This window comes from Pseudomonas sp. M1, from assembly GCF_022760135.1.
Taxonomy (GTDB): Bacteria; Pseudomonadota; Gammaproteobacteria; order Pseudomonadales; family Pseudomonadaceae; genus Pseudomonas; species Pseudomonas citronellolis.
In genome coordinates this window covers 6,354,599-6,378,052 of sequence record NZ_CP094343.1, presented here as the reverse complement: position 1 = coordinate 6,378,052, position 23,454 = coordinate 6,354,599, and the positions used below count along the sequence as shown (strand labels likewise).

Sequence of the window (23,454 nt, the reverse complement as noted above, 5' to 3'; positions counted from 1 at the left end):
TCCCGCCTGGCCTATCCTGTCTTGATCGTGCATTCCCGATCGAGGTCCAGGCCATGTCGAAAAGCCCTTCGCTGTCCCAGCTGAACCAGCCCGATGCCTTCCTGCGCCGCCATCTCGGCCCCGACGAGACGGAGCGACGGACCATGCTCGAGGCCCTGGGCGTTGCCAGCCTCGACGACCTGATCGTGCAGACGGTGCCGCCGGCCATCCGCCTGAACCGCCCGCTGGAGCTGCCGCCGGCGCTGGACGAGCAGGGCGCCCTGGAGAAGCTCAGGGGCTATGCGCAGCAGAACCAGCTGTGGACCAGCCTGATCGGCACCGGCTACTACGGCACCGTCACGCCCACGGTGATCCTCCGCAACGTGCTGGAGAACCCCGGCTGGTACACCGCCTACACCCCCTACCAGCCGGAGATCGCCCAGGGCCGCCTGGAGGCGCTGCTGAACTTCCAGCAGCTGACCATCGACCTCACCGGCCTGGACCTGGCCAGTGCCTCGCTGCTCGACGAGGCCACCGCCGCCGCCGAGGCCATGGCCCTGGCCAAGCGCGTGGCCAAGGCCAAGAGCAACCTGTTCTTCGTCGACGTGAACTGCCACCCGCAGACCATTTCCGTGGTGCGCACCCGCGCCCAGGCCTTCGGCTTCGACCTGGTGGTGGACGAGCTGGACACGTTGGGCCAGCACACCGTATTTGGCGCGCTGCTGCAGTACCCGGACAGCCGCGGCGAGGTCCGCGACCTGCGCCCGCTGATCGATGCCCTGCACGCCCGGCAGGCCATCGCCTGCGTCGCCGCCGACCTGCTCAGCCTGCTGCTGCTGACGCCGCCGGGCGAGCTGGGCGCCGATGTGGTGCTCGGCAGCGCCCAGCGCTTCGGCGTGCCCATGGGCTACGGCGGGCCCCACGCGGCCTTCTTCGCCACCCGCGACGAATTCAAGCGGGCCATGCCGGGGCGGATCATCGGCGTATCCCGTGATGCCCGCGGCAACACCGCGCTGCGCATGGCGCTGCAGACCCGCGAGCAGCACATCCGCCGCGAGAAGGCCAACTCCAACGTCTGCACCTCGCAGGTGCTGCTGGCCAACATCGCCAGCCTCTACGCCGTCTACCACGGCCCCGAGGGCCTCAAGCGCATCGCCCAGCGCGTGCACCGGCTCACCGCCATCCTCGCCGCCGGGCTGTTCGCCAAGGGCCTCAAGCGCGTCAACGCGCACTTCTTCGACACCCTGACCCTGGAAGTGGGCGCGCAACAGGCGGCCATCCTCGAACGCGCCCGCGCGGCGCGCTACAACCTGCGCATCGTCGGCGAGGACCGCCTGGGCGTCAGCCTGGACGAAACCTGCAACGCCGAAACCGTCGCCACGCTGTTCGACATCTTCCTCGGCGCCGGCCACGGCCTGAGCATCGCCGTGCTGGACGCCGGCGACCTCTCCGACGGCATCCCCGGCACCCTGCAGCGCCGCTCCGGCTACCTGGGCCACCCGGTGTTCAACCGCCACCACAGCGAAACCGAGATGCTGCGCTACCTGCGCCAGCTCGAAGGCAAGGACCTGGCGCTGAACCAGGCGATGATCCCGCTGGGCTCCTGCACCATGAAGCTCAACGCCACCAGCGAGATGATCCCCATCACCTGGCCGGAATTCGCCAACCTGCACCCCTTCGTGCCGCGCGAGCAGGCCGAGGGCTACCGGCTGATGATCGACGAGCTGGAGAGCTGGCTGCGCGCCATCACCGGCTTCGACGCCATCTGCATGCAGCCCAACTCCGGGGCCCAGGGCGAGTACGCCGGGCTGCTGGCCATCCGCAAGTACCACGAGAGCCGCGGCGAGGGGCACCGCAACGTCTGCCTGATCCCGTCCTCGGCCCACGGCACCAACCCGGCTTCGGCGATCATGGCGAGCATGCGCGTGGTGATAGTCGAGTGCGACAAGGGCGGCAACGTCGACCTGGAAGACCTCAAACTCAAGGCCGCCGAGGCCGGCGCCCAGCTGGCCTGCCTGATGATCACCTACCCCTCGACCCACGGCGTGTACGAGGAGGGCATCCGCGAGATCTGCGAGGTTATCCACAGCCACGGCGGCCAGGTCTACATGGACGGCGCCAACCTCAACGCCCAGGTCGGCCTGGGGCGGCCGGCGGACATCGGCGCCGACGTGTCGCATATGAACCTGCACAAGACCTTCTGCATCCCCCACGGCGGCGGCGGCCCGGGCATGGGCCCGATCGGCGTGAAGAAGCACCTGGCGCCGTTCGTCGCCAACCACCCGGTGATCCGCGTCGAAGGCCCCAATCCGCTGAACGACGCGGTCAGCGCCGCGCCCTGGGGCAGCGCCAGCATCCTGCCGATCAGCTGGATGTACATCGCCATGATGGGCCCGCAGCTGGCCGACGCCACCGAGGTGGCCATCCTCAGCGCCAACTACCTGGCCCAACGCCTGGACGGCGCCTTCCCGGTGCTCTACCGCGGGCGCAACGAGCGCGTGGCCCACGAATGCATCCTCGACCTGCGCCCGCTCAAGGCGCAGACCGGGATCAGCGAGGAGGACGTGGCCAAGCGCCTGATGGACTACGGCTTCCACGCCCCGACCATGTCCTTCCCGGTGCCCGGTACGCTGATGGTGGAGCCCACCGAGAGCGAATCGCTGCACGAGCTGGACCGCTTCGTCGAGGCCATGCTGAGCATCCGCGCGGAAATCGCCAAGGTGGAAACCGGCGAATGGCCGGCCGAGGACAACCCGCTCAAGCGCGCCCCGCACACCCTGGCCGACGTCACCGGTCCCTGGGAGCGGCCCTACGGCATCGCCGAAGCGGTGACCCCCAGCGAACACACCCGCGCCTTCAAGTACTGGCCGGCGGTGAACCGGGTGGACAACGTGTTCGGCGACCGCAACCTGTTCTGCGCCTGCGTGCCGGTGGACGAGTACCGGGAGTGAGAAAATCCGCGCCTACGAAATACCGAGCCCCCTGTAGGAGCGGGCCCTGCCCGCGATTCGCGCGCAGGGCGCGCTCCTACAAGGGCACGGTGTGGAGGCAAACCGTAGGATGGCGTTGAGCGCAGCGATACCCATCGCCGCGGCCGCATGGGTTTCGCAGGCTCAACCCATCCTACGGTCTGGATGAGATCCGCTTCTACGAAATGCCGAGCCCCCTGTAGGAGCGGGCCCTGCCCGCGATTCGCGCGCAGGGCGCGCTCCTACAAAGGCACGGTGTGGAGGCAACCGTAGGATGGTGTTGAGCGCAGCGATACCCATCGCCACAACCGCATGGGTTTCGCAAGCTCGACCCATCCTACGGTCTGGATGAGATCCGCTTCTACGAAATGCCGAGCCCCTGTAGGAGCGGGCCCTGCCCGCGATTCGCGCGCAGGGCGCGCTCCTACAAGGGCACGGTGTGGAGGCAACCGTAGGATGGCGTTGAGCGCAGCGATACCCATCGCCGCGGCCGCATGGGTTTCGCAGGCTCGATCCATCCTACGGTCTGGATGAGATCCGCTTCTACGAAATGCGGAGCCCCTGTAGGAGCGGGCCCTGCCCGCGATTCGCGCGCAGGGCGCGCTCCTACAAGGGCACGGTGTGGAGGCAACCGTAGGATGGCGTTGAGCGCAGCGATACCCATCGCCACGGCCGCATGGGTATCGCAAGCTCAACCCATCCTACGAAGCGCCCTCACTGCGCCACGCCGTCCTGGCTCATCAGGATGGCATTGGCCAGCTCCATGTCGCTGCGTTGCTGCAGCTCCGGATGATCGCTGCGCAGGCGTTGCAGTGCGGCCTCCAGGTACGGGCCGCGGATGGCGCCGTCGCTGGCCACGTAGCTGCCGGCGTCGTCGCGGGCGGCGAGGATCAGCTTGTGGTCGTGCTTGAAGGTCAGGTAGGTCGAGGCGGTGGTGGCCCCGGAGGAGATGATGTCGCGCCAGAAGCCGTCGGCCATGGCCGGGGCCAGGGGCAGCAGGGTGAAGACAGCGAGGATGCCGGTCAGTTTGAACATGCGCATGGGAGTTTCTCCTCCGTAGGTCCGCATACCTTTCTGAGCGCTCGGCGCTGCCAGGGGTTCCGGTTATCTGGATGACCGGTTCGCGGTTGCGTTGGTCCCATCTTGGGACTGGCATGTGCCGATGAAAATCATCGCCATCGGCAACCTGCGCGATTTCTGGCTGGCCCATCCGGACGCGGAGCAACCACTCAAGGCCTGTATCGATGAAGCCAAGGCCGCGACCTGGAGTCAGCTGGGCGACATCAAGGCCAGGTATGCCAGCGCGAGCATCCTCAAGAGCCGCCGGGTGGTGTTCAACATCAAGGGCAACGACTATCGACTGATCGTCGCGGTTACCTACCGGTTCGGCGCGGTCTACATCAAGTTCATCGGCACGCACGCGCAGTACGATGCCGTCGACGCGAATATCGTCGAGATGGAGTGAGAGAGCATGCACATTCGACCTATCCATACGCACGAGGACTACAAGGCCAGCCTCAAGGAACTGTCCGCCTACTTCGACGACGAGCCGGAGCCCGGCACTCCCGAGGGGGATCGTTTCGAAGTGCTGTTGACGCTGGTCGAGGCCTACGAGGCCAAGCACTACCCGGTCGAGGCGCCGCACCCCATCGAGGCCATCAAGTTCCGCATGGAGCAGGGCGGCCTGACCGTTAAGGACCTGGTGCCCTCGATTGGCCAGCCCAACCGCGTCTATGAGGTGCTGTCCGGCAAGCGCAGCCTGACGCTGCCGATGATCCGCAAGCTGCATCGCAACCTGGGGATTCCCGCCGAGAGTCTGATCGCCGAGTACGCCTGAGGCGAGCGCATCGAAAAGCCCGCTGCCCCGTGAGGAGCTGCGGGCTTTTGCGTGTCCGGGGAGTGCCGTTCAGCGTTCGCCGGCCAGCAATGCACTGGCCAGCTCCATATCGCTGCGCTGCTGCAACTGCGGATAGTCGCTGCGCAGCCGCTGCAGCTCGGCTTCCAGCCAGGGGCCGCGGATGGCGCCGGCGCTGGCGACGAAGCTGCCGGCGTCCTCGGCCAGCGGGCCGACCAGTTTGTGGTCGTCGTGGCTGGTGAGGTAGCTGGAGGCGGTGGTGGCGCCGGTGGACAGCACGCCGCGCCAGAAGCCGGCGTCTTCGGCCTGGGCGGCGGCGAAGGGGAGGGTGGACAGGGCGACGGCCAGGGCCGCTCCGGGGATACGCATGGGTGCTCCTTGGGTGACTGCGTTCGCGTCCCCTCAGAGTGCGTGCCCGCCGGCGAGTTCCGGAGCGCCTGGTGGAATCAGGCGCTTCCGGACGGCGCCGTCATTCTCCCTTCAGCGCCGGGTCGTCGGGGTTCTGCTGTTCCAGCTCGGCCAGTTGCATCTGCACCTTCTCCAGCTGGCCGATCTCGCGCAGGTAGGCGATCAGCGCCAGGCGCGCGTCGCGGTTGGCCGGGTGGCGTTGCAGCAGTTGCTCCAACTGGCGGCAGGCGGCGTCGGCCTGGCCGCTGTCGTGCAGGCCGATGGCCAGGATGTAGCGGAACTGGGCGCTGTCCGGGGCCAGGCGCACCGCTTCCTGCAGCTCCTTGAGCGCCGCGTCGCGCTGGCCCTGGCGGATCAGCGCCAGGCCCTGGGCGTGGTGCAGCAGGCCGGACTGCGGGTGGCGCTTGAGCGCGCCGTCCAGCAGCTGGCGGGCTTCGTCGGGGCGCTGGCGGGCTTCCAGCCACTGGTAGAGGCTGACCAGCGCCGGGAGGAAGTCGGGGTCGCGCACCAGGGCCGCGCGCAGCGCCGGTTCCACTTCGGCGTCGCGGCCGGTGACCTGGTAGAGCATGGCGCGGTTGAGGTTGGACTCGGCGCGCTCGGCCAGGCTCAACTGGACCTCCTCGTATTCCTTCAGGCCCTTGGCCAGCGGCGCCTGCAACCCGGCGCGCACCTCCGGCGGCAGTTGCGCCAGTTGCCAGGTGGCGGAGAGGCGCACGGCGCGCAGCGGGTCGTCCAGCAGCGGCGCCAGCAGCAGTGCCTGGCGCGGTGGGCTGGCCAGGGCGGCGACCGCGCCTATGGCGGCGTTGCGCACCAGCGGGTCGTTGTCCTTCAGGCCCTGGGCGGCCAGTTCCAGGGAGCGCGGGCTGGGATAGGCGGGCAGTTCGGCGAGCAGGGTGGCGCGGCGGATCGCCGGCAGGTCGCTGCTGGCCAGCAGCAGGTGCAGCGCCCGCGAGGCGCCGGGCTGGCCGTTGCGGGCCTTCCACAGGGTGTCGTCGTAGCGCGGCACGGCGCCGGCCGGCTTGGCGTCGCTGGCGTACCACAGGCGGAACTGCTCGCTGACCTTGGAGGCGCTGTCGCGGTGGCAGCCCATGCAGGCGTCCGGCGCGCCTATCTTCTGCGCGTGCTGCGGGTCGGGGATGCTGAAGCTGTGGTCATGCCGGTAGTGGTTGACCATGTAGTACTTGCCCGGCATGTGGCAGGACGTGCACTGCGCGCCAGGCGTGCCGCTCTGGTGGTGGTGATGTTCGGGCGAGTCGTAGTTCTTCGCCAGCAGGCCCTTGCCGTCGATGCCCGGGCGCACCGGCTTGCCGGCCGGGTTGTGGCACTGCAGGCAGAGGCCGTTGCCGGCGATCTTCACCTGGCCGCTGTGGGGGTTGTGGCAGTCGGTGCACTTCACGCCCTTCTCGAACATCTTGCTCTGGGTGAAGGAGCCCCACTCGAAGACCTCGTCCTTGATCTTGCCGTCGATCTGGTACAGCTCGCGGGTCAGCAGGCTCGGCAGGTAGTCGTCCATGAACCGGTGGCGGTGCTGGAAGCCGTCGCCCAGCGGCGCGCGGCGGGCGTGGCAGCGCGCGCAGTTCTCCACCAGCTCGCTGGCGGCGGTGCTGGCGGCCAGCGGCTTGTCGAAGCCGCGGCTGGCGTTGCCGTCGGGTTTCTTCGCCCATTCCAGGTGGCGCGAGGCCGGGCCGTGGCAGGCCTGGCAGCCGACGCCCAGGCTCTGCCAGTGGCTGGCGAAGGCGTTCTTGTCGGCGTCGAAGTTGCGCTTGAACTCGGTGGTGTGGCACTCGATGCACATGAAGTTGGCGTTCTGCGTCGGGCGCGTCCAGTGCAGCTCGTCCTTGAAGTCGATGCGCTGCCCGGGGTTGAGTTCGAACCAGCGCTGCTTCTGGGTATCCCAGGCGACGCCGAGGGCCTGCAGGCGGCCGCCGGGGTATTCCAGCAGGTACTGCTGCAGCGGCGCCACGCCGAAGGTGTAGGCCACCTTGAAGTCCGCCGGCTTGCCGTCGGCGCCCGGGGTGTTCACCCAGAATTCCTCGCCCTTGCGGAAGAAGCGGGTGCTTTCGGCCTCGCCCTTGAACCTGGCGTCGGCGAAGTCGCCCAGCACGTTGGCTTCGTTGGCCACCTGCATCGCCTTGTGGTGATGCGAGCCCTGCCAGTCCTGGAACTGGCCCTGGTGGCAGCCCTGGCATTGCTGCTCGTCGACGAAGCCGGCCTTCGGCGCCTCGGCCACCACGGGTTTCGCCGGGGGCGCGGGCGGGCTCGCGACGGGCAGCGACGGGGCGCTGTGCTCGACGTACCACCAGGCGCCCGCGCTGGCCAGCAACAGCACGGCCACCAGCGCGGCAGCCAGGCGCCGCGCCAGGCGGGGAGAGGAAGCGGGGCGGGCCGGTGCGGCCCCTTTGCGGTCTTTCTTATGGGCAGGCTTCTGCATGCGACGTCCGTTGTTCGGGCAGCCATGTATCACGGTGGCAGCAGCTTCAGTGACTGCCGGGGGTATGTCAAACCCGGTTCCGCCGCAGTGGCGGCGGCCCCTCGAAAGGATGAGGCGCGGTCAGGGCCGGCGGATGGCGGCGACCCGGGCGCTGTCCACCTTCACCGCCGGGTTGCCGAACTGCGCCGTGAGGTAGTTGACCAGGGTGGCGATCTGCTGGTCGTCGAGCGCGCCGGCGAAGCCTGGCATGAACACCTGCTGCCCGGCGCTTTCGCGGTGCACGCCGGTGAGCACGACCTGCACCAGGTTGTCCGGCTGCTGCGCGCCCACCGTGGTGTTGCGGCTGAGCATGGGGTAGTAGGCGTCCTGCGTGCCCTGGCCGTTCCAGCCGTGGCAGCTGGCGCAGTTGCCGAGGAACAGCCGGGCGCCGTCGTCGCGGCTCCGGGCATCGAAGTCCTCGCCGCGCAGCGTCACCACGTCGTCGGCGGGGCCGCCCCAGGCGAAGCGCGGCTTGCGCTCGCCGTCGCCGACCGCCCTGACGCTGCGCAGGTAGCTGGCGATGGCCTGCAGGTCGTCGGGCCGCAGGTACTGGAAGCTGTGCTCCACGGCCTCGGCCATGGGCCCTGCGGCCTGGGCCTTGCCGGGCAGGCGGCCGCTGCGCAGGTACTGCACCAGTTCGGCGTCGCTCCAGCCGCCGATGCCGGCGTGGGTGTCGCTGGTGATGTTGTAGGCGTACCAGCCGCCCAGGGCGGCGCCGGCGAGGTAGCCGCTGCCCTTCTCGTCCAGGGCCTTCTCCTGGAAGGCCAGGCCGCGCGGGGTATGGCAGGTGCCGCAGTGGGCCAGGCCCTGCACCAGGTAGGCGCCGCGGTTCCAGGCCGCGCTCTGTTTCGGGTTGGGCTGGAAGGGCCGGTCGTCGTGGAACAGCGCGTTCCAGATAGCCAGCGGCCAGCGCATGTTCAGCGGCCAGGGGATGTCGCTGTCGCGGTTGGCCTGGGCCACTGCCTCGACGCCACCGCGCAGGAAGTAGGCGTAGAGGGCCTGCATGTCCGCGTCGCCGATCTTGGCGTAGGCGGTGTAGGGCATCGCCGGGTAGAGGTGCAGGCCGCCCCTGGCCACGCCTTCGCGCAGGGCGCGGGCGAAGTCTTCGTAGCTGTAGCTGCCGATGCCGGTGCGTGGATCGGGGGTGATATTGGTGGAGTAGACCGCGCCCAGCGGGGTGGTCAGCGCCAGGCCGCCGGCGAAGGGCTGGCCGCCGGGCGCGGTGTGGCAGGCTGCGCAGTCGCCGGCGCGGGCCAGGTATTCGCCGCGCTGCAGCAGTTCGGCCGGCGCCGGGTCCAGGGCCGGGGCGGCCTGGGCCAGGCAGGGCAGCAGCAGGAGGGCGGCCAGCAGGCGGGTGGACATGCTCAGGCCTCCCCTTTCAGGCGCTCGGCCAGGCGCAGGGCGAGGGCGGCGAGGCTCAGGGTGCAGTTCACCGAGCCCACCGTGGGCATCACCGCGCTGCCGGCGATGAACAGGTTGGGATGGTCGTGGCTGCGGCAGTCGCGGTCCACCACCGAGTCGCCGGGGTCGTCGCCCATCAGCGTGGTGCCGGCGATGTGGTTGTTGTTGGCGAAGCTGTCCTCGAACTGCACCTCGCTGCCGCCGAGCAACCTGGCAGCGTGGGCATAGACTTCTCGGGTGTGCACCGCGCTGCGGCGCACGTAGTCGTCCATGGCGTAGGTGAATTCCGGCTTGGGGATGCCCAGGGCGTCGCGCTCGCTGGCGCTGGGCACGATGCGGTTCTCAGGGCGCGGGAGGATTTCGTGGAAGCTGTCGAAACGCACGAAGCGCGCGGCGCGGTCGCGGATCTGCGCTTCCAGCTCGCGGCCGAGCAGCAGCGGGCCCTGGCGGATCAGCTCGGCGGCCACCTGGTCGACCCGCGAGAGGTTGGACAGGTGGATTTTCTTCGCCGCGTACTGGCTGCGGAAGGCGCCGTCGCGGAAGCCGACCATCGAGGTCATCTCCTGCGGCCCGCGCCCAGGCCAGAGCTTCTCGCTGGCGTAGAAGCGCACCGCGGTGCCGGGGTGGTCCATGAGGTTGCGGCCGACCATGCCGGAGGCGTTGCCGACCTCGGACATCAGCATCAGCTTGGGCGTTTCCACGCCATTGGCGGCGAGCACGAAGACCTTGCCCTCGACCCGCGTCTCCTCGCCCTGCGGGTCCTTGCAGAGGGCGGCGACTATGCGTCCGCCATTGCCCTTCTCCAGCTTGAACACCACGCTGTTGTCCAGCAGCCGGGCGCCGGCGGCTTCGGCCTTCTCGACGTGGACGATGCCGTTGTACATGGCGCCCACCGGGCAGATCGGCATGCAGTTGTTGTTGCCGCAGCAGGTCGGCCGGCCGTCGAAGGGGCGGCTGTTGCGCGCCACCGGCTCGGTGACCACGCGGTAGCCGTTGGCGTTGAGCACGTCCTTCACCCGCTGCTCGTTCCACGACAGCGGCAGCGGCGCCATGGGGTAAGCCTGGCTGCGCGGCGAGCCCAGCTCCTCGTCGGCCGGGCCCCAGACGCCGAGGGCCTCTTCGGCGCGCTGGTACCAGGGCTCCAGCTCCGCGTACTCGAACGGCCAGTCGCGGCCGACGCCGTACAGGCTCTGGAGCTTGAAGTCGCTGGGCAGGAAGCGCCAGGCCGAGGCTGCCCAGTGCCAGGTGGTGCCGCCTACCACGCGCAGGTACTGCACGTCGTAGGGGTGTTCGCCCTTCTGCACCAGGTAGTGGTTGTCCGGGTGGTACTGCGGGTGCGGCGCGTGGGCCATGGACGGGTAGGGCGCCTGGTTGTCGGACTTGTCGGCCTGGTTGCGGAAGCGCTCGACGATCTCCCAGCGCGACAGCCGCGGGCCGGCCTCGAGGATCAGCACGTCCTTGCCGGCCAGGGCCAACTGGTGGGCGACCAGGGCGCCGGCGACGCCGGAGCCGACCACCACGTAGTCGGCGCTTTGCGTGTCGGCCATGCTCAGGCCCCCCGCTCGACCGGTTGCGCGGCCCAGAAGCCCGGCTGGTTGCTGCAGTAGCTGCGCGGCAGCAGCACGTCGTCCACCGCGCGGAACATCAGCGCGCTTTCATAGGCAACCACGCTGGGGTGGTCGTCCTCGCCCACGTAGCCCAGGTACCAGGCGGCGAGCATCTGCCGCGCCAGCCACTGCTGGCGCTCGCTCCAGCGCTGCGGGCCGTCGCCCAGGCGCGCCTGCAGCTCGCCCAGGCTCTGGGCGAGGGCGGTGTCGCGCTGCGCCAGGGCCAGGTACAGGCGCTGGCCGATGCGTGGGTCGAGGTTGCTGCGCCCGGTCAGGCGCTGCGACAGCGTCATGAAGATCGCCAGTTCCGCCTCGGCCTGGGGCGTCAGCGCGGCCCAGGCCAGGGCCGCCGGGCCCAGCAGCAGGCCACCGGCCACGGCGCCGCCGCAGGCCATGGCCAGCAGGCGCCGGCGGGACAGGGAAAAGCGTGGCTGGTCTGGCATGCGGACCTCTCGTTCAACAGGCAGCGGCGGCCCGGGGCCGCGGCGGGATCACGGGGTTATGGGCCGGGTCGGGCCCGGCCTTCTGGCTTATCGTCGGCGCGCTCCAACCAAGGGTGGCGGTACGCGGGCCTGCCCCTTAGTATTGCGGCATCTCGCGATTCTGCAGGGCGAAAGTGCCCGCGCCGAACCTTCGGCGTGCCTCGCGGACCTCTCTACGACACGGGTTTTCCATGAAACAGTACCTCGACCTGATGCGCCACGTGCGCGAGCACGGCACCTTCAAGAGCGACCGTACCGGCACCGGCACCTACAGCGTATTCGGCTACCAGATGCGCTTCGACCTAGGCGAAGGCTTCCCCCTGGTGACCACCAAGAAGTGCCACCTGAAATCGATCATCCACGAGCTGCTGTGGTTCCTCAAAGGTTCCACCAACATCGCCTACCTGAAGGAAAACGGCGTCTCCATCTGGGACGAATGGGCCGACGAGAACGGCGACCTCGGCCCGGTCTACGGCTACCAGTGGCGCTCCTGGCCGGCGCCGGACGGTCGCCACATCGACCAGATTGCCAATCTGATGACGATGCTGAAGAACAACCCGGACTCGCGCCGCCTGATCGTCTCGGCCTGGAACCCCGCGCTGATCGACGAGATGGCCCTGCCGCCGTGCCACGCGCTGTTCCAGTTCTACGTCGCCGACGGCAAGCTCAGCTGCCAGCTGTACCAGCGCTCGGCGGACATCTTCCTCGGCGTGCCCTTTAACATCGCCAGCTACGCCCTGCTGACGCTGATGGTGGCGCAGGTGGCCGGCCTGCAGCCGGGCGACTTCATCTGGACCGGCGGCGACTGCCACCTGTACGCCAACCACCTGGAACAGGCCGACCTGCAGCTGAGCCGCGAGCCGCTGCCGCTGCCGACCATGAAGCTCAACCCCGAGGTGAAGGACCTGTTCGACTTCCGCTTCGAGGACTTCGAGCTGGTCGGCTACGAATCCCACCCGCATATCAAGGCGCCTGTCGCCGTCTGACCGCCCGTCTCTTCGCCCCTGCCACGTGGCGGGGGTCTTCCTCCCGTTCCGCCCTTGCCCAGGAGCGGACTCCGTCCGCGATTTCGCGCGCAGGGCGCGCTCCTCATGGGAATGGCGTGGGGGCGTAGCGTAAGCGGATCTTATCCGCGAACCGCGCCGGGACGTCCGGCTATCGCGGACAAGGTCTCCTACGGTTCCAGGAAGCACGGCTTTTCGTAGGATGGCGTTGAGCGAAGCGATACCCATCAGCGCAACTGCATGGGTATCGCAAGCTCAACCCATCCTACGAAAAGCACCTCGACGCAGACAGTTGCTCCTACGTTGTTTTCAATCGCGCCAAGGTGCTGGGCTCTGCCCGCCGCTGCGCTATCCATTCGATTGGTAGTGCTTCATTTCGCATAGCGATACAAGGTTCCGCCTGATCGTGGCGGCTTGCTATGCTGCCCCGATCGCCCGTCGCTGTCCGGACGGCCCCACTGCGCTTGCGCCGAACAACGATAACGACGGGGAAATGTCATGCAGCCTTTCAGCTTCGCCACCACCGCGCAGATCCTTTGCGAGAGCGGTTCCGCCGTCCGCCTCGGCGCGCTTTGCCAGGAGCGCGGCGCCGCCCGCGTGCTCATCGTCAGCGACCCCGGCATCACCCGCCTGGGCCTGCTCGACGGCGTGCTGCCGGGCTTCGCCGCCGCCGGGGTGGCGGTGCAGGTGTTCGACCAGGTGCTGGCCGACCCGCCGGAAGCGGTGGTCCTGCAGGCCGCCATGCAGGCGCTGGAGATGGGCGCGCAGTTGGTCGTCGGCTTCGGCGGCGGCAGTTCCATGGACGTGGCCAAGCTGGTCGCCCTGCTGGCCCACCCGCAGGCCAACCAGGCGCTGCCGGAGCTGTTCGGCGTGGGCAATGCCCGCGGCCCGCGGCTGCCGCTGATCCAGGTGCCGACCACCGCCGGCACCGGCTCGGAAGTCACCCCCATCGCCATCGTCACCACCGGCGCCACCACCAAGAGCGGGGTGGTCAGCCCGCACCTGCTGCCGGACCTGGCCCTGCTCGACGCCGACCTGACCCTCGGCCTGCCGCCGGCGGTGACCGCGGCCACCGGCATCGACGCCATGGTCCACGCCATCGAGGCCTATACCAGCAAGCTGAAGAAGAACCCGCTGTCCGACCTGCTGGCCCGCGAGGCCCTGCGCCTGCTGGCACGAAACCTCGATGCAGTGGTGCACGACGGCGCCAACCGCGAGGCGCGCCAGGCCATGCTGCTGGGCGCCTGCCTGGCCGGCCAGGCCTTCGCCAACGCGCCGGTGGCGGCGGTGCACGCCCTGGCCTACCCGCTGGGCGGGCATTTCCACATTCCCCACGGCCTGTCCAACGCGCTGGTGCTGCCGGAGGTGATGCGCTTCAATGCGCCGGCCGCCGCCGCGCTGTATGCGGAGCTGGCGCCGCTGTTGCTCGGCGAGCGCCTGCGCCCCGGCGACCGCGACGGCCTGGTCGGGCAGTTCATCGACGAGCTGGCGGACCTCAGCCCACGCTGCGGCCTGCCTTCGCGCCTGCGCGACGCCGGGGTGCCGGAGCACATGCTGCGGCTGTTGGCCAGCGACGCCATGCAGCAGCAGCGCCTGCTGGTCAACAACCCGCGCGAGGTCGACGAGGCCGACGCCCTGGCGATCTACCGCGCCGCCTACTGAGGACGACATGAGCGAACACCCCAGCCGCGCCGACTACCGGCACTTCCAGCCGATCACCACGCGCTGGCACGACAACGACATCTACGGCCACGTGAACAACGTGACCTACTACGGCTTCTTCGATACCGCGGTGAACACCTACCTGATCGAGCAGGGCGGACTGGACATCCACGACGGCGAGGTGGTCGGCTTCGTGGTCAGCTCCAGCTGCGACTACTTCGCCCCCGTGGCCTTCCCCGAGCGCATCGAGGTCGGCCTGCGCGTCGGCAAGCTGGGCAACAGCTCGGTGCAGTACGAGCTGGCGGTGTTCCGTCTGGGCGAGGACCTGGCCTGCGCCGCCGGGCGCTTCGTGCACGTCTTCGTCGAACGCGCGGGCAACCGGCCGGTGGCGATTCCTGACGGCCTGCGCGAGGCGATGCAGGCGTTGCTGGTGGATCGAGGGGCAGGTTGATTCGCGACGGCGTTGCCGGTTAAAACGCTGTGGCGAAATCTACAGACAGGGATGAAACGTGAAGCGGCTTCGACAATGGAGATCGACCCGGGGTGTCTTGCTTGCCGGGATACTGGGCCTTTCCGGCTGCATGGCCGTGCAGGATGTCATCCTCGGGAACTATAGCTACGACCCTACTCGCAGCAAGGCTGCCAACATCACCGATGCGGGCAAGATGACCGTTCTCAAGGACGCAGAAGTGCCGCCAGCGCTACGTCCGTTCATCGATGGCCCGGGCCTGGACTGGGGGGCAATCGATGGTGCCCAGGCATGGCCGAACTATGCGATGCTCGACTTGACCCCGCTATTGATCGGCATGGGTTACGGCTTTCACGTGGAGAATTACCAGCGTGATGCCATCCTGGCATGGGTGCCCAGTGAACTTGCCGCGACTCCGCAAGAGGCTCAGCGCAAGTTGGTCGATACAATCACTCGTGGGTTCACCGAGGCCTTCGATCGGGCGGGGATGCGCTATGTTGACCGCGGCACCTACGAGTCCGATGGGGAGATCTTTGGCATCGGTGATCCGAACATCAACAAGGTGATCCTCTTCGAGTCTCACGAGATGGGGTGCGATCTCGCCGGTGCGCCCCTGGTAGAGGAAAACTTCAAGCGCCTGTGCAGCATCAGCTTTAGCGTCCACAAGGCCGCCGGGCTTTACCCGACGCCGGACTTCCTCCAGGCCAATCCTTCAGGGCAGAGCTACCTGTTCTCCAACTGGGGAGACTTTGACGGTAACCGGGTGAGGGTGAATCTTTCGTTGACGGCGGGCGATTCCGGGATCAAGCCGCGCAAGATGCAAGTGCTACAGAGGGTCAGTGCCGAGTTGCCGGAGTGGGTTGCCATCTACGTTGCGCAGGACGAGCGCAACGGCACCCCCAGAGTGCTATTTAGCCAGGGACGCTCAATGTTTTTTGTTCGCTGAGCGCCTGAGAAGAAAAACCGTAGGGCGAATAACCGTTCGCGGTTATCCGCCGTTACACCGAGCTCATGCCGGTGTCGCGGTCGAGCTTGGAGCGCCCGGAAGCAAGTGCTCCGTGACCGAACTCGAAGCGCGGTTGGGATTAAGGTCAAACGGCGGATAACGCCGTAGGCGTTATGCGCCCTACATCCGGCCCACCCTCGGCGTAGGGCGGATAACCGTTCGCGGTTATCCGCCGTTTCACTTGGCTCATGCCTGGTTTCGTGGTTGAACTCGGAGCGCCCGGAAGAGGTGCTCCGTGACCGAACCCGAAGCGCGGCTGGGATCGAGGTCAAACGGCGGATAACGCCGTAGGCGTTATGCGCCCTACACCCGGCCCACCCTCGGCGTAGGGCGGATAACCGTTCGCGGTTATCCGCCGTTTCACCTACGGCCAGGGGCTCCAGCCACCATGAAAAACGCCGTTTCCTCTCAGGGAGGAAACGGCGTTTTGCGTGGCCTGTGCGACTGAAGGCTCAGTCGCGGTGTTTGTGCCGGCGCTTGTGCTTATGCTTGTGGCCGCTGTCGTGATGATCCTTGTCATCGGCCAGCGAGCTGCCCACCGCGCCGCCGGCCGCGCCGCCCAGGCCGGCGCCGATGGCTGCGCCGGTGGAGCCGCCGACCTTGTTGCCCAGCACCGAGCCGCCGGCCGCGCCCAGGCCGCCGCCGATGGCGGCCTCGGTCTTCTTGCCGTCCTTGGCGCTCATGGCGCCGCCGGCCGCACCGCCGACGCCGGCGCCGATGGCCGCGCCGGTGCTGCCGCCCAGGGCGCCGCCGACGACGTTGCCCAGGGCGCCGCCCAGGCCGCTACCGACCGCCGCGTTGGTGTTGTCGCCGGCCAGGGCGTACTGGCTGGCGACCAGGCCAAGGGCCAGGGCCGAGAGAGTCTTGCGCATGTTCGAACCTTTCAGGAGGGAAGGGGGTGGAAGCATTGTTCCGAACGCAAAACAGCCGGACAAGGGTGTCCGGCTGAGCTGCGGGGTTTATCGCGGGGCGCCTGCCCTGGGTCAATCCCAGTGCTTGTGGTGGCGATGGTGCTTGTACCAGCCGCGATGACGGCCACGGTCGTGCCAGTGGTGGCGGTCGTCGTAGCGGGCGCGGCGGTAGCCGCGGTAGTCGTCGTCATCGTCGTGGCGGTTGCTGTCGGCATAGTGGTTGCCCAGGGCGCCACCGCCGCCGCCGCCCAGGGCCGCGCCGATCAGGCCGCCGGTGCTGCCGCCGATCTTGTTGCCGATGACCTGGCCGCCGGCTGCGCCGAGGCCGCCGCCGATGGCCGCTTCGGTCTTGTTGCCGTGGCGGGCGCCGACCGCACCGCCGGCCGCGCCACCGACACCGGCGCCAATGGCTGCGCCGGTGCTGCCGCCGACCGCCTGGCCGACGACGGTACCCAATACCCCGCCCAGGGCGCCACCGACGCCGGCACGGGTGTCGCCGTCCGCGAAGGCGGAACCACCGACCAGCGCAAGAGACAACAGGAGCATCGAGGAGTACTTCATAGAGAGGTTCTCTGTGTGGATGTTGGCGCCGATGCTGCTGTTGTGCGAAGGCGCTTACAAGCCTCTGCCGACGAGTGACGCGACTTTCATCAAAAAACGCAAGTATATGATTTAAGAACAGAACTTTTTCTATTTCGGGCTGTCAGAATGACATTCCGAGGGTACGGAATTCGCGTGTTTTTCTCACAAAATGCTGTTGCAATGATGGCATTTCACGCGATGGGGAGAAAAGGCGAAAGCCGATTCCGTAGACCAGCCTCGGCTCTTTCCCGTCGAATTTTCCGGATGAATGACTCGGGCGTACAACCGTGCGGGGTCGCACGCCCGAGACCGTCAGAAGATGCGGCCGTCGCCCCGGGCGTTTTCCAGGCGCACCGCGACGAACTTCGAGGTGGGGGTGAAGCTGCCTTCGCCGTGGCTTTCCAGCGGCACCAGTGGGTTGGTCTCCGGGTAATAGGCCGCCGCCTGGCCCGCGGGGATGTCGAACGCCAGCAGGGTGAAGCCGCTGACCCGCCGTTCCACGCCGTCGTCCCACAGGGAAACCATGTCCACCTTCTGCCCGGGTTCGAAGCCCAGCCGGCGGATGTCCGCCTCGTTGGCGAAGACCACCTCGCGCTGGCCGCGCACGCCGCGGTAGCGGTCGTCCAGGCCGTAGATGGTGGTGTTGTACTGGTCGTGGGAGCGCAGCGTCTGGAGGATCAGGTCGGGGCGCTGGCCGGTGCGCCGCACCTGCTCCGGCAGCAGGTCCTCGGGCAGGGGCGCGGCGCTGAAGTTGGCCAGGCCGCTGGCGGTGTTCCAGCGCCGTTCCCGGGCCGCGTTGCCCAGGTAGAAGCCGCCCGGGTGCTTGACCCGCTGGTTGAAGCCGGCGAAGCCGGGGATGGTGTCGGCGATCAGCTCGCGGATGCGGTCGTAGTCGGCGATCAGCGCGTCCCAGTCCACCGGGCGGTTGCCCAGGGTGGCCTTGGCCATGCCGGCGATGATCGCCGGTTCCGAGCGCATCTGCGTCGACAGCGGCTCCAGCTGGCCGTAGGAGGCGTGGAGCATGCTGAAGGAATCTTCCACGGTCACCGCCTGCGGGCCGCCGGCCTGGCGGTCGACGTCGGTGCGGCCGAGGCAGGGCAGGATCAGCGCGTCTTCGCCGCAGGTCAGGTGGCTGCGGTTGAGCTTGGTGCTGATGTGCACGGTCAGCGCGCAGCTCGCCAGGGCGCGGTGGGTGCGCGGGCTGTCCGGCGTGGCCTGGGCGAAGTTGCCGCCCAGGCCGATGAACACCCGCGCCTTGCCTTCGAGCATGGCGTTGATGGCTTCCACGGTGTTGTGGCCGTTGTGCCGCGGCACCTGGAAGGCGAAGCGTTTCTCCAGGGCATCGAGCAGCGCCGCCGGCGGCCGGTCGTTGATGCCCATGGTGCGGTCGCCCTGCACGTTGCTGTGGCCGCGCACCGGGCACAGGCCGGCGCCGGGCCGGCCGATGTTGCCGCGCAGCAGCTGCAGGTTGACCACTTCCTGGAGGGTCGGCACCGAATGGCGGTGCTGCGTCAGGCCCATGGCCCAGCACATGATCACGCGCTCGGCGCGGCGGTACATGGTCGCCGCCGTCTCGATCTCGGCCAGGCTCAGGCCCGACTGGCGCTCGATGGCGTCCCAGGCGGTGGCGTCCAGCTCGGCCAGGTAGGCCTCGACGCCATGGGTGTGTTCGGCGATGAAGGCGTGGTCGAACACCGCCGGCTCGCCCTTGGCCTGGGCCTCGCGCTCCCACTGCAGGAGGAACTTGGCTATGCCGCGCACGGCGGCCATGTCGCCGCCCAGGGCGGGGCGGAAGAACGCGGTGTTCAGCGGCTCGGAGCCGTTGGTCAGCATCTCCAGGGCGTGCTGCGGGTGCTGGAAGCGCTCCAGGCCGCGCTCCTTGAGCGGGTTGAAGGCCACCACCTGGGCGCCGCGCTTCACCGCCTCGCGCAGTGGTTCGAGCATGCGCGGGTGGTTGGTGCCGGGGTTCTGGCCGAACACGAAGATGGCGTCGGCGTGCTCGAAGTCGTCGAAGGTGACGGTGCCCTTGCCGACCCCGACGCTTTGCCCCAGGGCCACGCCGCTGGCCTCGTGGCACATGTTCGAGCAGTCCGGGAAGTTGTTGGTGCCGAAGGCGCGGACGAACAGCTGGTAGAGGAAGGCCGCCTCGTTGCTGGCCCGGCCGGAGGTGTAGAACTCGGCCTGGTCGGGGCTTTCCAGGCTGTTCAGGTGCTTGGCCACCAGGGCGAAGGCCTCGTCCCAGCTCACCGGCACGTAGCGGTCGCTGGCGCGGTCGTAGCGCATCGGCTCGGTCAGCCGGCCCTGGTACTCCAGCCAGTAGTCGCTCTGCTCGCGCAGCGCGCTGACGCTGTGGCGGGCGAAGAAGGCGGCGTCCACGCGGCGCTTGGTGGCTTCCCAGTTCACCGCCTTGGCGCCGTTCTCGCAGAACTTCACCCGGCCGTCCTCGGGGGAGTCGCCCCAGGCGCAGCCGGGGCAGTCGAAGCCGCCGTTCTGGTTGGTCTTGAGCAGCGCGCGCAGGTTCTTCAGCGGCTGCTTGCTATCCAGCCAGAAGCGCGTGACGCTGATCAGCGCGCCCCAGCCGGCTGCCGGGCCCTTGTAGGGTTGGTAACGGGGGTTGATTGGTTGCAGGCTCATCGGGATGTCGGGTGTCGGTGGGAGGCCGGCGCCGGGCTGTAGACCCGCGGCGCGTTGTGGTGGGGGAGGTGGACCAGGTTCAGCCGGTGCCCGCGCGCCCACTCGACGGTGAGCGCGCTGGGCGCGGACAGGCTGACCAGGGTGGCGATGCCGGCGCGCACGGCCTTTTGGATCAGCTCCAGGCTGCAGCGGCTGGTGACCACCGCGAAGCCCTCGCGGCAGTCCAGGCGTTGCTGCTTGAGCGCGCCTATCAGTTTGTCCAGGGCGTTGTGCCGGCCGATGTCCTCGCGGCACAGGACGATGCTGCCGCTGCCGTCGACATACAGCGCCGCGTGCAGCGCGCCGCTGCGCTGCGCCAGGCTCTGCGCCTGCTCGATGCGCTGGCGCAGGCCCTGCAGATGGGCCGCAGGCGGCAGCGGCGCCGGTTCCAGCGGGCGCAGTTCGGGCAGCGCCTGTTCCAGCGCTTCCACGCCGCACAGGCCGCAGCCGCTGGTGCCGGCCAAGCGCCGGCGCAGGCGCTTGAGCGCCCAGAAGGCGCGGTTGGTGATCTGCACGTCGACGCTGACGGCGTCGGCGAGGCGCTTCAGGCGGATGTCATAGATGTCGTCGATGGACTCGACCAGGCCGGCGCTCAGGCTGAAGCCGCGGACGAAATCCTCGAGGTCGCCGGGCGAGGCCATCATCACGGCCTGGCTCAGGCCGTTGTAGGCGATGGCCAGGGCCACTTCCTCGGCCAGCACGGCGCTGCCGGAAGCGGGCCCGCTGCCCAGTTCGGCATAGGCGTAGGCGCCCTCGGCTGCGGCATCCGCAGGCACCGGGCGATCTGGCTGGCAAGGCATGGGGTGGGCACTGTATTCGAATAATGGCCCCAGCCTAAGCCTGGGGGCCGAGGGTGTCTAATCGGCAGCGCCTATGCCGTGATCGATGACATCTATCACCAAGCTGGGCGGGGCGTTCCGTCGGGTGCCGCCGGCTTTCGGACGACTCCTATCGTTGTCTCCCCGGGTGGCGTCTAGACTTCCTGGCGGCGCGGGCGGCCTGGAGCCGGCCGCTGGAACCGTAACCGCAAGGAGAAAGGACATGGGCATTCTGTCATTCGTTAAGGAAGCCGGCGAGAAGCTGCTGGGCGGCCTGCTGGGCGACAAGGCGCAGGCCGCCGAGTCGCTGAAGGAGCACGTGGCCAAGGTCGGCCTGGGCAACCCGAACATCCAGGTCAGCGTCGAGGGCGACAAGGTGATCGTCAGCGGCGAGGCGGCCAGCCAGGAAGAGAAGGAGAAGATTCTCCTGGCCCTGGGCAACGTCGAAGGCGTGGCCGGCGTCGAGGACAGCATCAGCGTGCCCCAGGCGGCGCCGGCGGCGCGCTTCGTGACGGTGAAGAAGGGCGACACCCTGAGCGCCATCGCCAAGGCCGAGTACGGCAACGCCAACGCCTACATGAAGATTTTCGAGGCCAACAAGCCGATGCTCAGCCACCCGGACAAGATCTACCCGGGGCAGGTGCTGCGGATTCCGGAGTAAGGCGGGCAGGCGGGGGATCGATACCCTGTAACGGCGCTCTTCGTAGGATGGGTTGAGCTTGCGAAACCCATGCGGCGGTGGTGATGGGTATCGCTTCGCTCAACACCATCCTACGACGGTGTTCTTCCTACAGGCCCTCGATCAATGCGCGGTAATCCTCCACCGCCGCGAATTCCGCCGTGTCCTTCGCCCCCTGGCGGCTGTCCGGCTGGCGTACCGCCAGCAGGTGGCCGACACCGAAGGCGCGGGCGCTGCGCAGGATCGGCAGGCTGTCGTCGATGAACAGGCTGCGCGCCGGCTCGAAGCCGAAGTCGGCGTGCAGGGCCTGCCAGAACTGCTGGTCTTCCTTGGGGAAGCCGTAGTCGTGGGAGCTGATCAGGCGGTCGAACCAGGGCGCCAGCTCCACCCGCTCCAGCTTCAGCGACAGCGAATCGCGGTGCGCGTTGGTGATCAGCGCCACGCGCTTGCCGGCGCCGCGCAGGGCGGCGAGGAAGGTGTCGGCGTCCGGGCGCAGGGCGATCAGGTGCGCCACCTCGCGCTTGAGGTCGCGGACCGGCAGCTTCAGTTCGCGGCTCCAGAAGTCCAGGCAATACCAGTTGAGCTGCCCGGCGTTGTCGCGGAACAGCGGCAGCAGCTCGGCGTCGGCCTGCTCGCGGTCGATGCCGTGGTGCTCGGCGTAGCGCTGCGGCAGGTGCTCGAGCCAGAAATGGTTGTCGAAGTGCAGGTCGAGAAGGGTGCCGTCCATGTCCAGCAAGACGCTGTCGATCCCGGCCCAGTCCAGGCGTGGCATATTCTGCCCTGTCGCGAAGTGCCGTCCTGTCGCCATCGGGGCGCAAGGATCGGCACGGATTGTCGGAAAAGGCGGGTATCATAGCCCACCCGGACCCGCCCCAGGAGTCGTCCCATGCGTCAGAAACCCGAGGTGCTCGCCCGCGAGATCGTCGCCAAGAGCCGCCTGTTCGCAGTCGAAGAGCTGCAGTTGCGCTTCGCCAACGGCGTCGAGCGGACCTACGAGCGCCTGGTGGGCAAAGGCCAGGGTTATGGCGCGGTGATGGTGGTGGCGCTGCTGGACGCCGAGCACGCCGTGCTGGTGGAGGAATACTGCGCCGGCGTCGACGAATACCAGCTGTCGCTGCCCAAGGGCCTGGTGGAGCCGGGCGAGGACGTGCTGGCCGCGGCCAACCGCGAGCTGAAGGAAGAAGCCGGCTACGGCGCCGGGCAACTGGAGTACATCACCGAGCTGTCGTTGTCGCCGGGCTACATGAGCCAGCGCATCCAGGTGGTCCTGGCCCGCGACCTCTACGCCGAAAGCCTGCCGGGCGACGAACCCGAGCCGCTGCGGGTGGACCGCATCAACCTGCGCGAGCTGTCCAGCCTGGCGCAGAACGCCGCCTTCAGCGAAGGCCGCGCCCTGGCCGCGCTGTACCTGGTGCGCGACATCCTGATCCAGCGTGGGGAGCTGCAGCTCTGATGCAAGACCTGATTCCATCCGTCGTGGCGCTGGCGCAGCGCGCCGGCGAAGTCATACTGCCGTTCTGGCGCAGCGAACTGAAAGTGGACGAGAAGGCCGACGCCTCGCCGGTGACCGCCGCCGACCTGGCCGCCCACCGCGTGCTGGAAGAAGGCCTGCGGGCGCTGGCGCCGGAGGTGCCGGTGCTGTCCGAGGAGGATTGCGCCATCGCCCTGGCCGAGCGCAGCCAGTGGTCACGCTGGTGGCTGGTCGACCCGCTGGACGGCACCAAGGAATTCATCGCCGGCAGCGAGGAATTCACCGTCAACGTCGCCCTCATCGAGCACGGCAAGGTGCTGTTCGGCGTGGTCGGCATTCCGGCCACCGGCCGCTGCTACTACGGCGGCGCCGGCCTGGGCGCCTGGCGCCGGGATGCGAGCGGCGCGGTCGAACCGATCAGCGTGCGCACCGCGCCCGCCGAAGCCTTCACCGTGGTGGCCAGCAAGCGCCACTCCAGCCCGGCCCAGGAACGCCTGCTGGCCGGCCTGGGCGAGCGCTTCGGCGACCTGGAGCTGGCCAATATCGGCAGCTCGCTGAAATTCTGCCTGCTGGCCGAAGGCTCGGCCGACTGCTACCCGCGCCTGGCGCCCACCTCGCAGTGGGACACCGCGGCGGCCCAGGGCGTGCTGGAAGGCGCCGGCGGCGAAGTGCTGGACCTGCGCGGCGAAGCCTTCACCTACGAGGCCCGCGAGGATTACCTGAACGGCTCCTTCCTGGCCCTGCCGAAGGCGGCGGCCTGGCGCGACGAGCTGATCCAGCTGGCCCGCGCGCTGGATTGATTTCCCGCGCCCTGCGCGCGGAATCGCTTCCCGTAGGAGCGGACCTTGCCCGCGATAGCCGGACACACCGGCGTGGTTCGCGGATAAGATCCGCTCCTACGCCACGCCTCCGCGCCATTCCCATGTAATTGGATGGACTCACCCTCACCGAGGCGTCGAGGCGCCACGGTGGCGGTCTAAGAAGCCACCGACAGTGAGGGTGAGTCCA

The 23,454-nt window shown here is 68.5% G+C and carries 21 protein-coding genes; 10 read left to right on the top strand and 11 right to left on the bottom strand.

What is annotated here, in order from left to right:
• The first annotated feature begins 53 nt into the window (after nt 1-53).
• The gene (gene gcvP / locus PM1_RS28390) at nt 54-2,930 is read left to right on the top strand and encodes an aminomethyl-transferring glycine dehydrogenase (protein WP_009615122.1); all 2,877 of its coding nucleotides are present in this window, start codon (nt 54-56) and stop codon (nt 2,928-2,930) included.
• Between the two features lie 732 nt (nt 2,931-3,662).
• On the opposite strand, the gene PM1_RS28385 is transcribed toward gcvP, so the two are convergent.
• Entirely contained in the window at nt 3,663-3,989 is a 327-nt protein-coding gene (locus tag PM1_RS28385; protein ID WP_009615124.1) for a DUF2388 domain-containing protein, read from the bottom strand.
• A 121-nt stretch (nt 3,990-4,110) separates the two neighbouring features.
• Between PM1_RS28385 and PM1_RS28380 the strand changes: the two genes are divergently transcribed.
• Both PM1_RS28380 and PM1_RS28375 read left to right on the top strand, forming a co-directional pair.
• Nucleotides 4,111-4,413 carry a type II toxin-antitoxin system HigB family toxin gene (locus PM1_RS28380; protein ID WP_009615126.1) on the top strand — a complete coding sequence of 101 codons (303 nt, stop codon included), beginning with the start codon at nt 4,111-4,113 and terminating at the stop codon, nt 4,411-4,413.
• 6 nt (nt 4,414-4,419) lie between these two features.
• Nucleotides 4,420-4,785 (top strand): helix-turn-helix domain-containing protein, encoded by a 366-nt coding sequence (locus PM1_RS28375; protein ID WP_009615128.1) that lies wholly within the window; start codon nt 4,420-4,422, stop codon nt 4,783-4,785.
• 69 nt (nt 4,786-4,854) lie between these two features.
• On the opposite strand, the gene PM1_RS28370 is transcribed toward PM1_RS28375, so the two are convergent.
• The 5 genes from PM1_RS28370 to PM1_RS28350 all read right to left on the bottom strand — a co-directional run bounded on the left by PM1_RS28370 (nt 4,855) and on the right by PM1_RS28350 (nt 11,132).
• The gene (locus PM1_RS28370; protein WP_009615130.1) at nt 4,855-5,172 is read right to left on the bottom strand and encodes a DUF2388 domain-containing protein; all 318 of its coding nucleotides are present in this window, start codon (nt 5,170-5,172) and stop codon (nt 4,855-4,857) included.
• A gap of 100 nt (nt 5,173-5,272) precedes the next feature.
• Nucleotides 5,273-7,642 carry a tetratricopeptide repeat protein gene (locus PM1_RS28365; RefSeq protein ID WP_009615132.1) on the bottom strand — a complete coding sequence of 790 codons (2,370 nt, stop codon included), beginning with the start codon at nt 7,640-7,642 and terminating at the stop codon, nt 5,273-5,275.
• Between the two features lie 120 nt (nt 7,643-7,762).
• A complete protein-coding gene (locus PM1_RS28360) occupies nt 7,763-9,043 on the bottom strand; it encodes a cytochrome c (protein ID WP_009615134.1) in 1,281 nt (426 codons plus the stop codon).
• A gap of 2 nt (nt 9,044-9,045) precedes the next feature.
• Nucleotides 9,046-10,629, bottom strand: a complete 1,584-nt coding sequence (locus PM1_RS28355) for a GMC family oxidoreductase (protein WP_009615136.1) — start codon at nt 10,627-10,629, stop codon at nt 9,046-9,048.
• Nucleotides 10,630-10,631: 2 nt separating this feature from the next.
• A complete protein-coding gene (locus tag PM1_RS28350) occupies nt 10,632-11,132 on the bottom strand; it encodes a sugar dehydrogenase complex small subunit (RefSeq protein ID WP_009615138.1) in 501 nt (166 codons plus the stop codon).
• Nucleotides 11,133-11,362: 230 nt separating this feature from the next.
• On the opposite strand from PM1_RS28350, the gene PM1_RS28345 reads away from it, so the two are divergent.
• The 4 genes from PM1_RS28345 to PM1_RS28330 all read left to right on the top strand — a co-directional run bounded on the left by PM1_RS28345 (nt 11,363) and on the right by PM1_RS28330 (nt 15,252).
• The gene (locus PM1_RS28345) at nt 11,363-12,157 is read left to right on the top strand and encodes a thymidylate synthase (protein ID WP_009615140.1); all 795 of its coding nucleotides are present in this window, start codon (nt 11,363-11,365) and stop codon (nt 12,155-12,157) included.
• Nucleotides 12,158-12,673: 516 nt separating this feature from the next.
• The gene (locus PM1_RS28340; protein WP_009615142.1) at nt 12,674-13,837 is read left to right on the top strand and encodes an iron-containing alcohol dehydrogenase; all 1,164 of its coding nucleotides are present in this window, start codon (nt 12,674-12,676) and stop codon (nt 13,835-13,837) included.
• Nucleotides 13,838-13,844: 7 nt separating this feature from the next.
• Nucleotides 13,845-14,288 carry an acyl-CoA thioesterase gene (locus PM1_RS28335; RefSeq protein WP_009615144.1) on the top strand — a complete coding sequence of 148 codons (444 nt, stop codon included), beginning with the start codon at nt 13,845-13,847 and terminating at the stop codon, nt 14,286-14,288.
• Nucleotides 14,289-14,424: 136 nt separating this feature from the next.
• Nucleotides 14,425-15,252, top strand: coding sequence for a hypothetical protein (locus PM1_RS28330; protein WP_242935541.1), 828 nt, complete (start codon nt 14,425-14,427; stop codon nt 15,250-15,252).
• A 512-nt stretch (nt 15,253-15,764) separates the two neighbouring features.
• Here the strand turns inward: PM1_RS28330 and PM1_RS28325 are convergent.
• The 4 genes from PM1_RS28325 to fdhD form a co-directional block, all read right to left on the bottom strand.
• Nucleotides 15,765-16,184 carry a glycine zipper domain-containing protein gene (locus PM1_RS28325; protein ID WP_009615147.1) on the bottom strand — a complete coding sequence of 140 codons (420 nt, stop codon included), beginning with the start codon at nt 16,182-16,184 and terminating at the stop codon, nt 15,765-15,767.
• Nucleotides 16,185-16,295: 111 nt separating this feature from the next.
• Nucleotides 16,296-16,784: a hypothetical protein gene (locus PM1_RS28320; protein ID WP_009615150.1), complete on the bottom strand. Its 489-nt coding sequence runs from the start codon at nt 16,782-16,784 to the stop codon at nt 16,296-16,298.
• Nucleotides 16,785-17,117: 333 nt separating this feature from the next.
• On the bottom strand, nt 17,118-19,439 hold the full coding sequence (locus tag PM1_RS28315) for an FdhF/YdeP family oxidoreductase (protein ID WP_009615151.1): 2,322 nt from the start codon (nt 19,437-19,439) through the stop codon (nt 17,118-17,120).
• Nucleotides 19,436-20,278, bottom strand: coding sequence for a formate dehydrogenase accessory sulfurtransferase FdhD (fdhD, locus tag PM1_RS28310; protein WP_009615153.1), 843 nt, complete (start codon nt 20,276-20,278; stop codon nt 19,436-19,438). The genes PM1_RS28315 and fdhD overlap by 4 nt, the downstream gene beginning before the upstream one ends.
• 241 nt (nt 20,279-20,519) lie before the next feature.
• Between fdhD and lysM the strand changes: the two genes are divergently transcribed.
• A complete protein-coding gene (gene lysM / locus PM1_RS28305) occupies nt 20,520-20,957 on the top strand; it encodes a peptidoglycan-binding protein LysM (RefSeq protein ID WP_009615155.1) in 438 nt (145 codons plus the stop codon).
• Between the two features lie 127 nt (nt 20,958-21,084).
• Here the strand turns inward: lysM and yrfG are convergent, their stop codons facing one another.
• The gene (gene yrfG, locus PM1_RS28300) at nt 21,085-21,747 is read right to left on the bottom strand and encodes a GMP/IMP nucleotidase (RefSeq protein ID WP_009615157.1); all 663 of its coding nucleotides are present in this window, start codon (nt 21,745-21,747) and stop codon (nt 21,085-21,087) included.
• Nucleotides 21,748-21,861: 114 nt separating this feature from the next.
• Between yrfG and nudE the strand changes: the two genes are divergently transcribed.
• On the top strand, nt 21,862-22,428 hold the full coding sequence (gene nudE, locus PM1_RS28295; protein WP_009615159.1) for an ADP compounds hydrolase NudE: 567 nt from the start codon (nt 21,862-21,864) through the stop codon (nt 22,426-22,428).
• Nucleotides 22,428-23,246 (top strand): 3'(2'),5'-bisphosphate nucleotidase CysQ, encoded by an 819-nt coding sequence (gene cysQ, locus PM1_RS28290; protein WP_009615161.1) that lies wholly within the window; start codon nt 22,428-22,430, stop codon nt 23,244-23,246. Before nudE ends, cysQ begins: the two co-directional genes overlap by 1 nt.
• Nucleotides 23,247-23,454 lie beyond the last annotated feature (208 nt).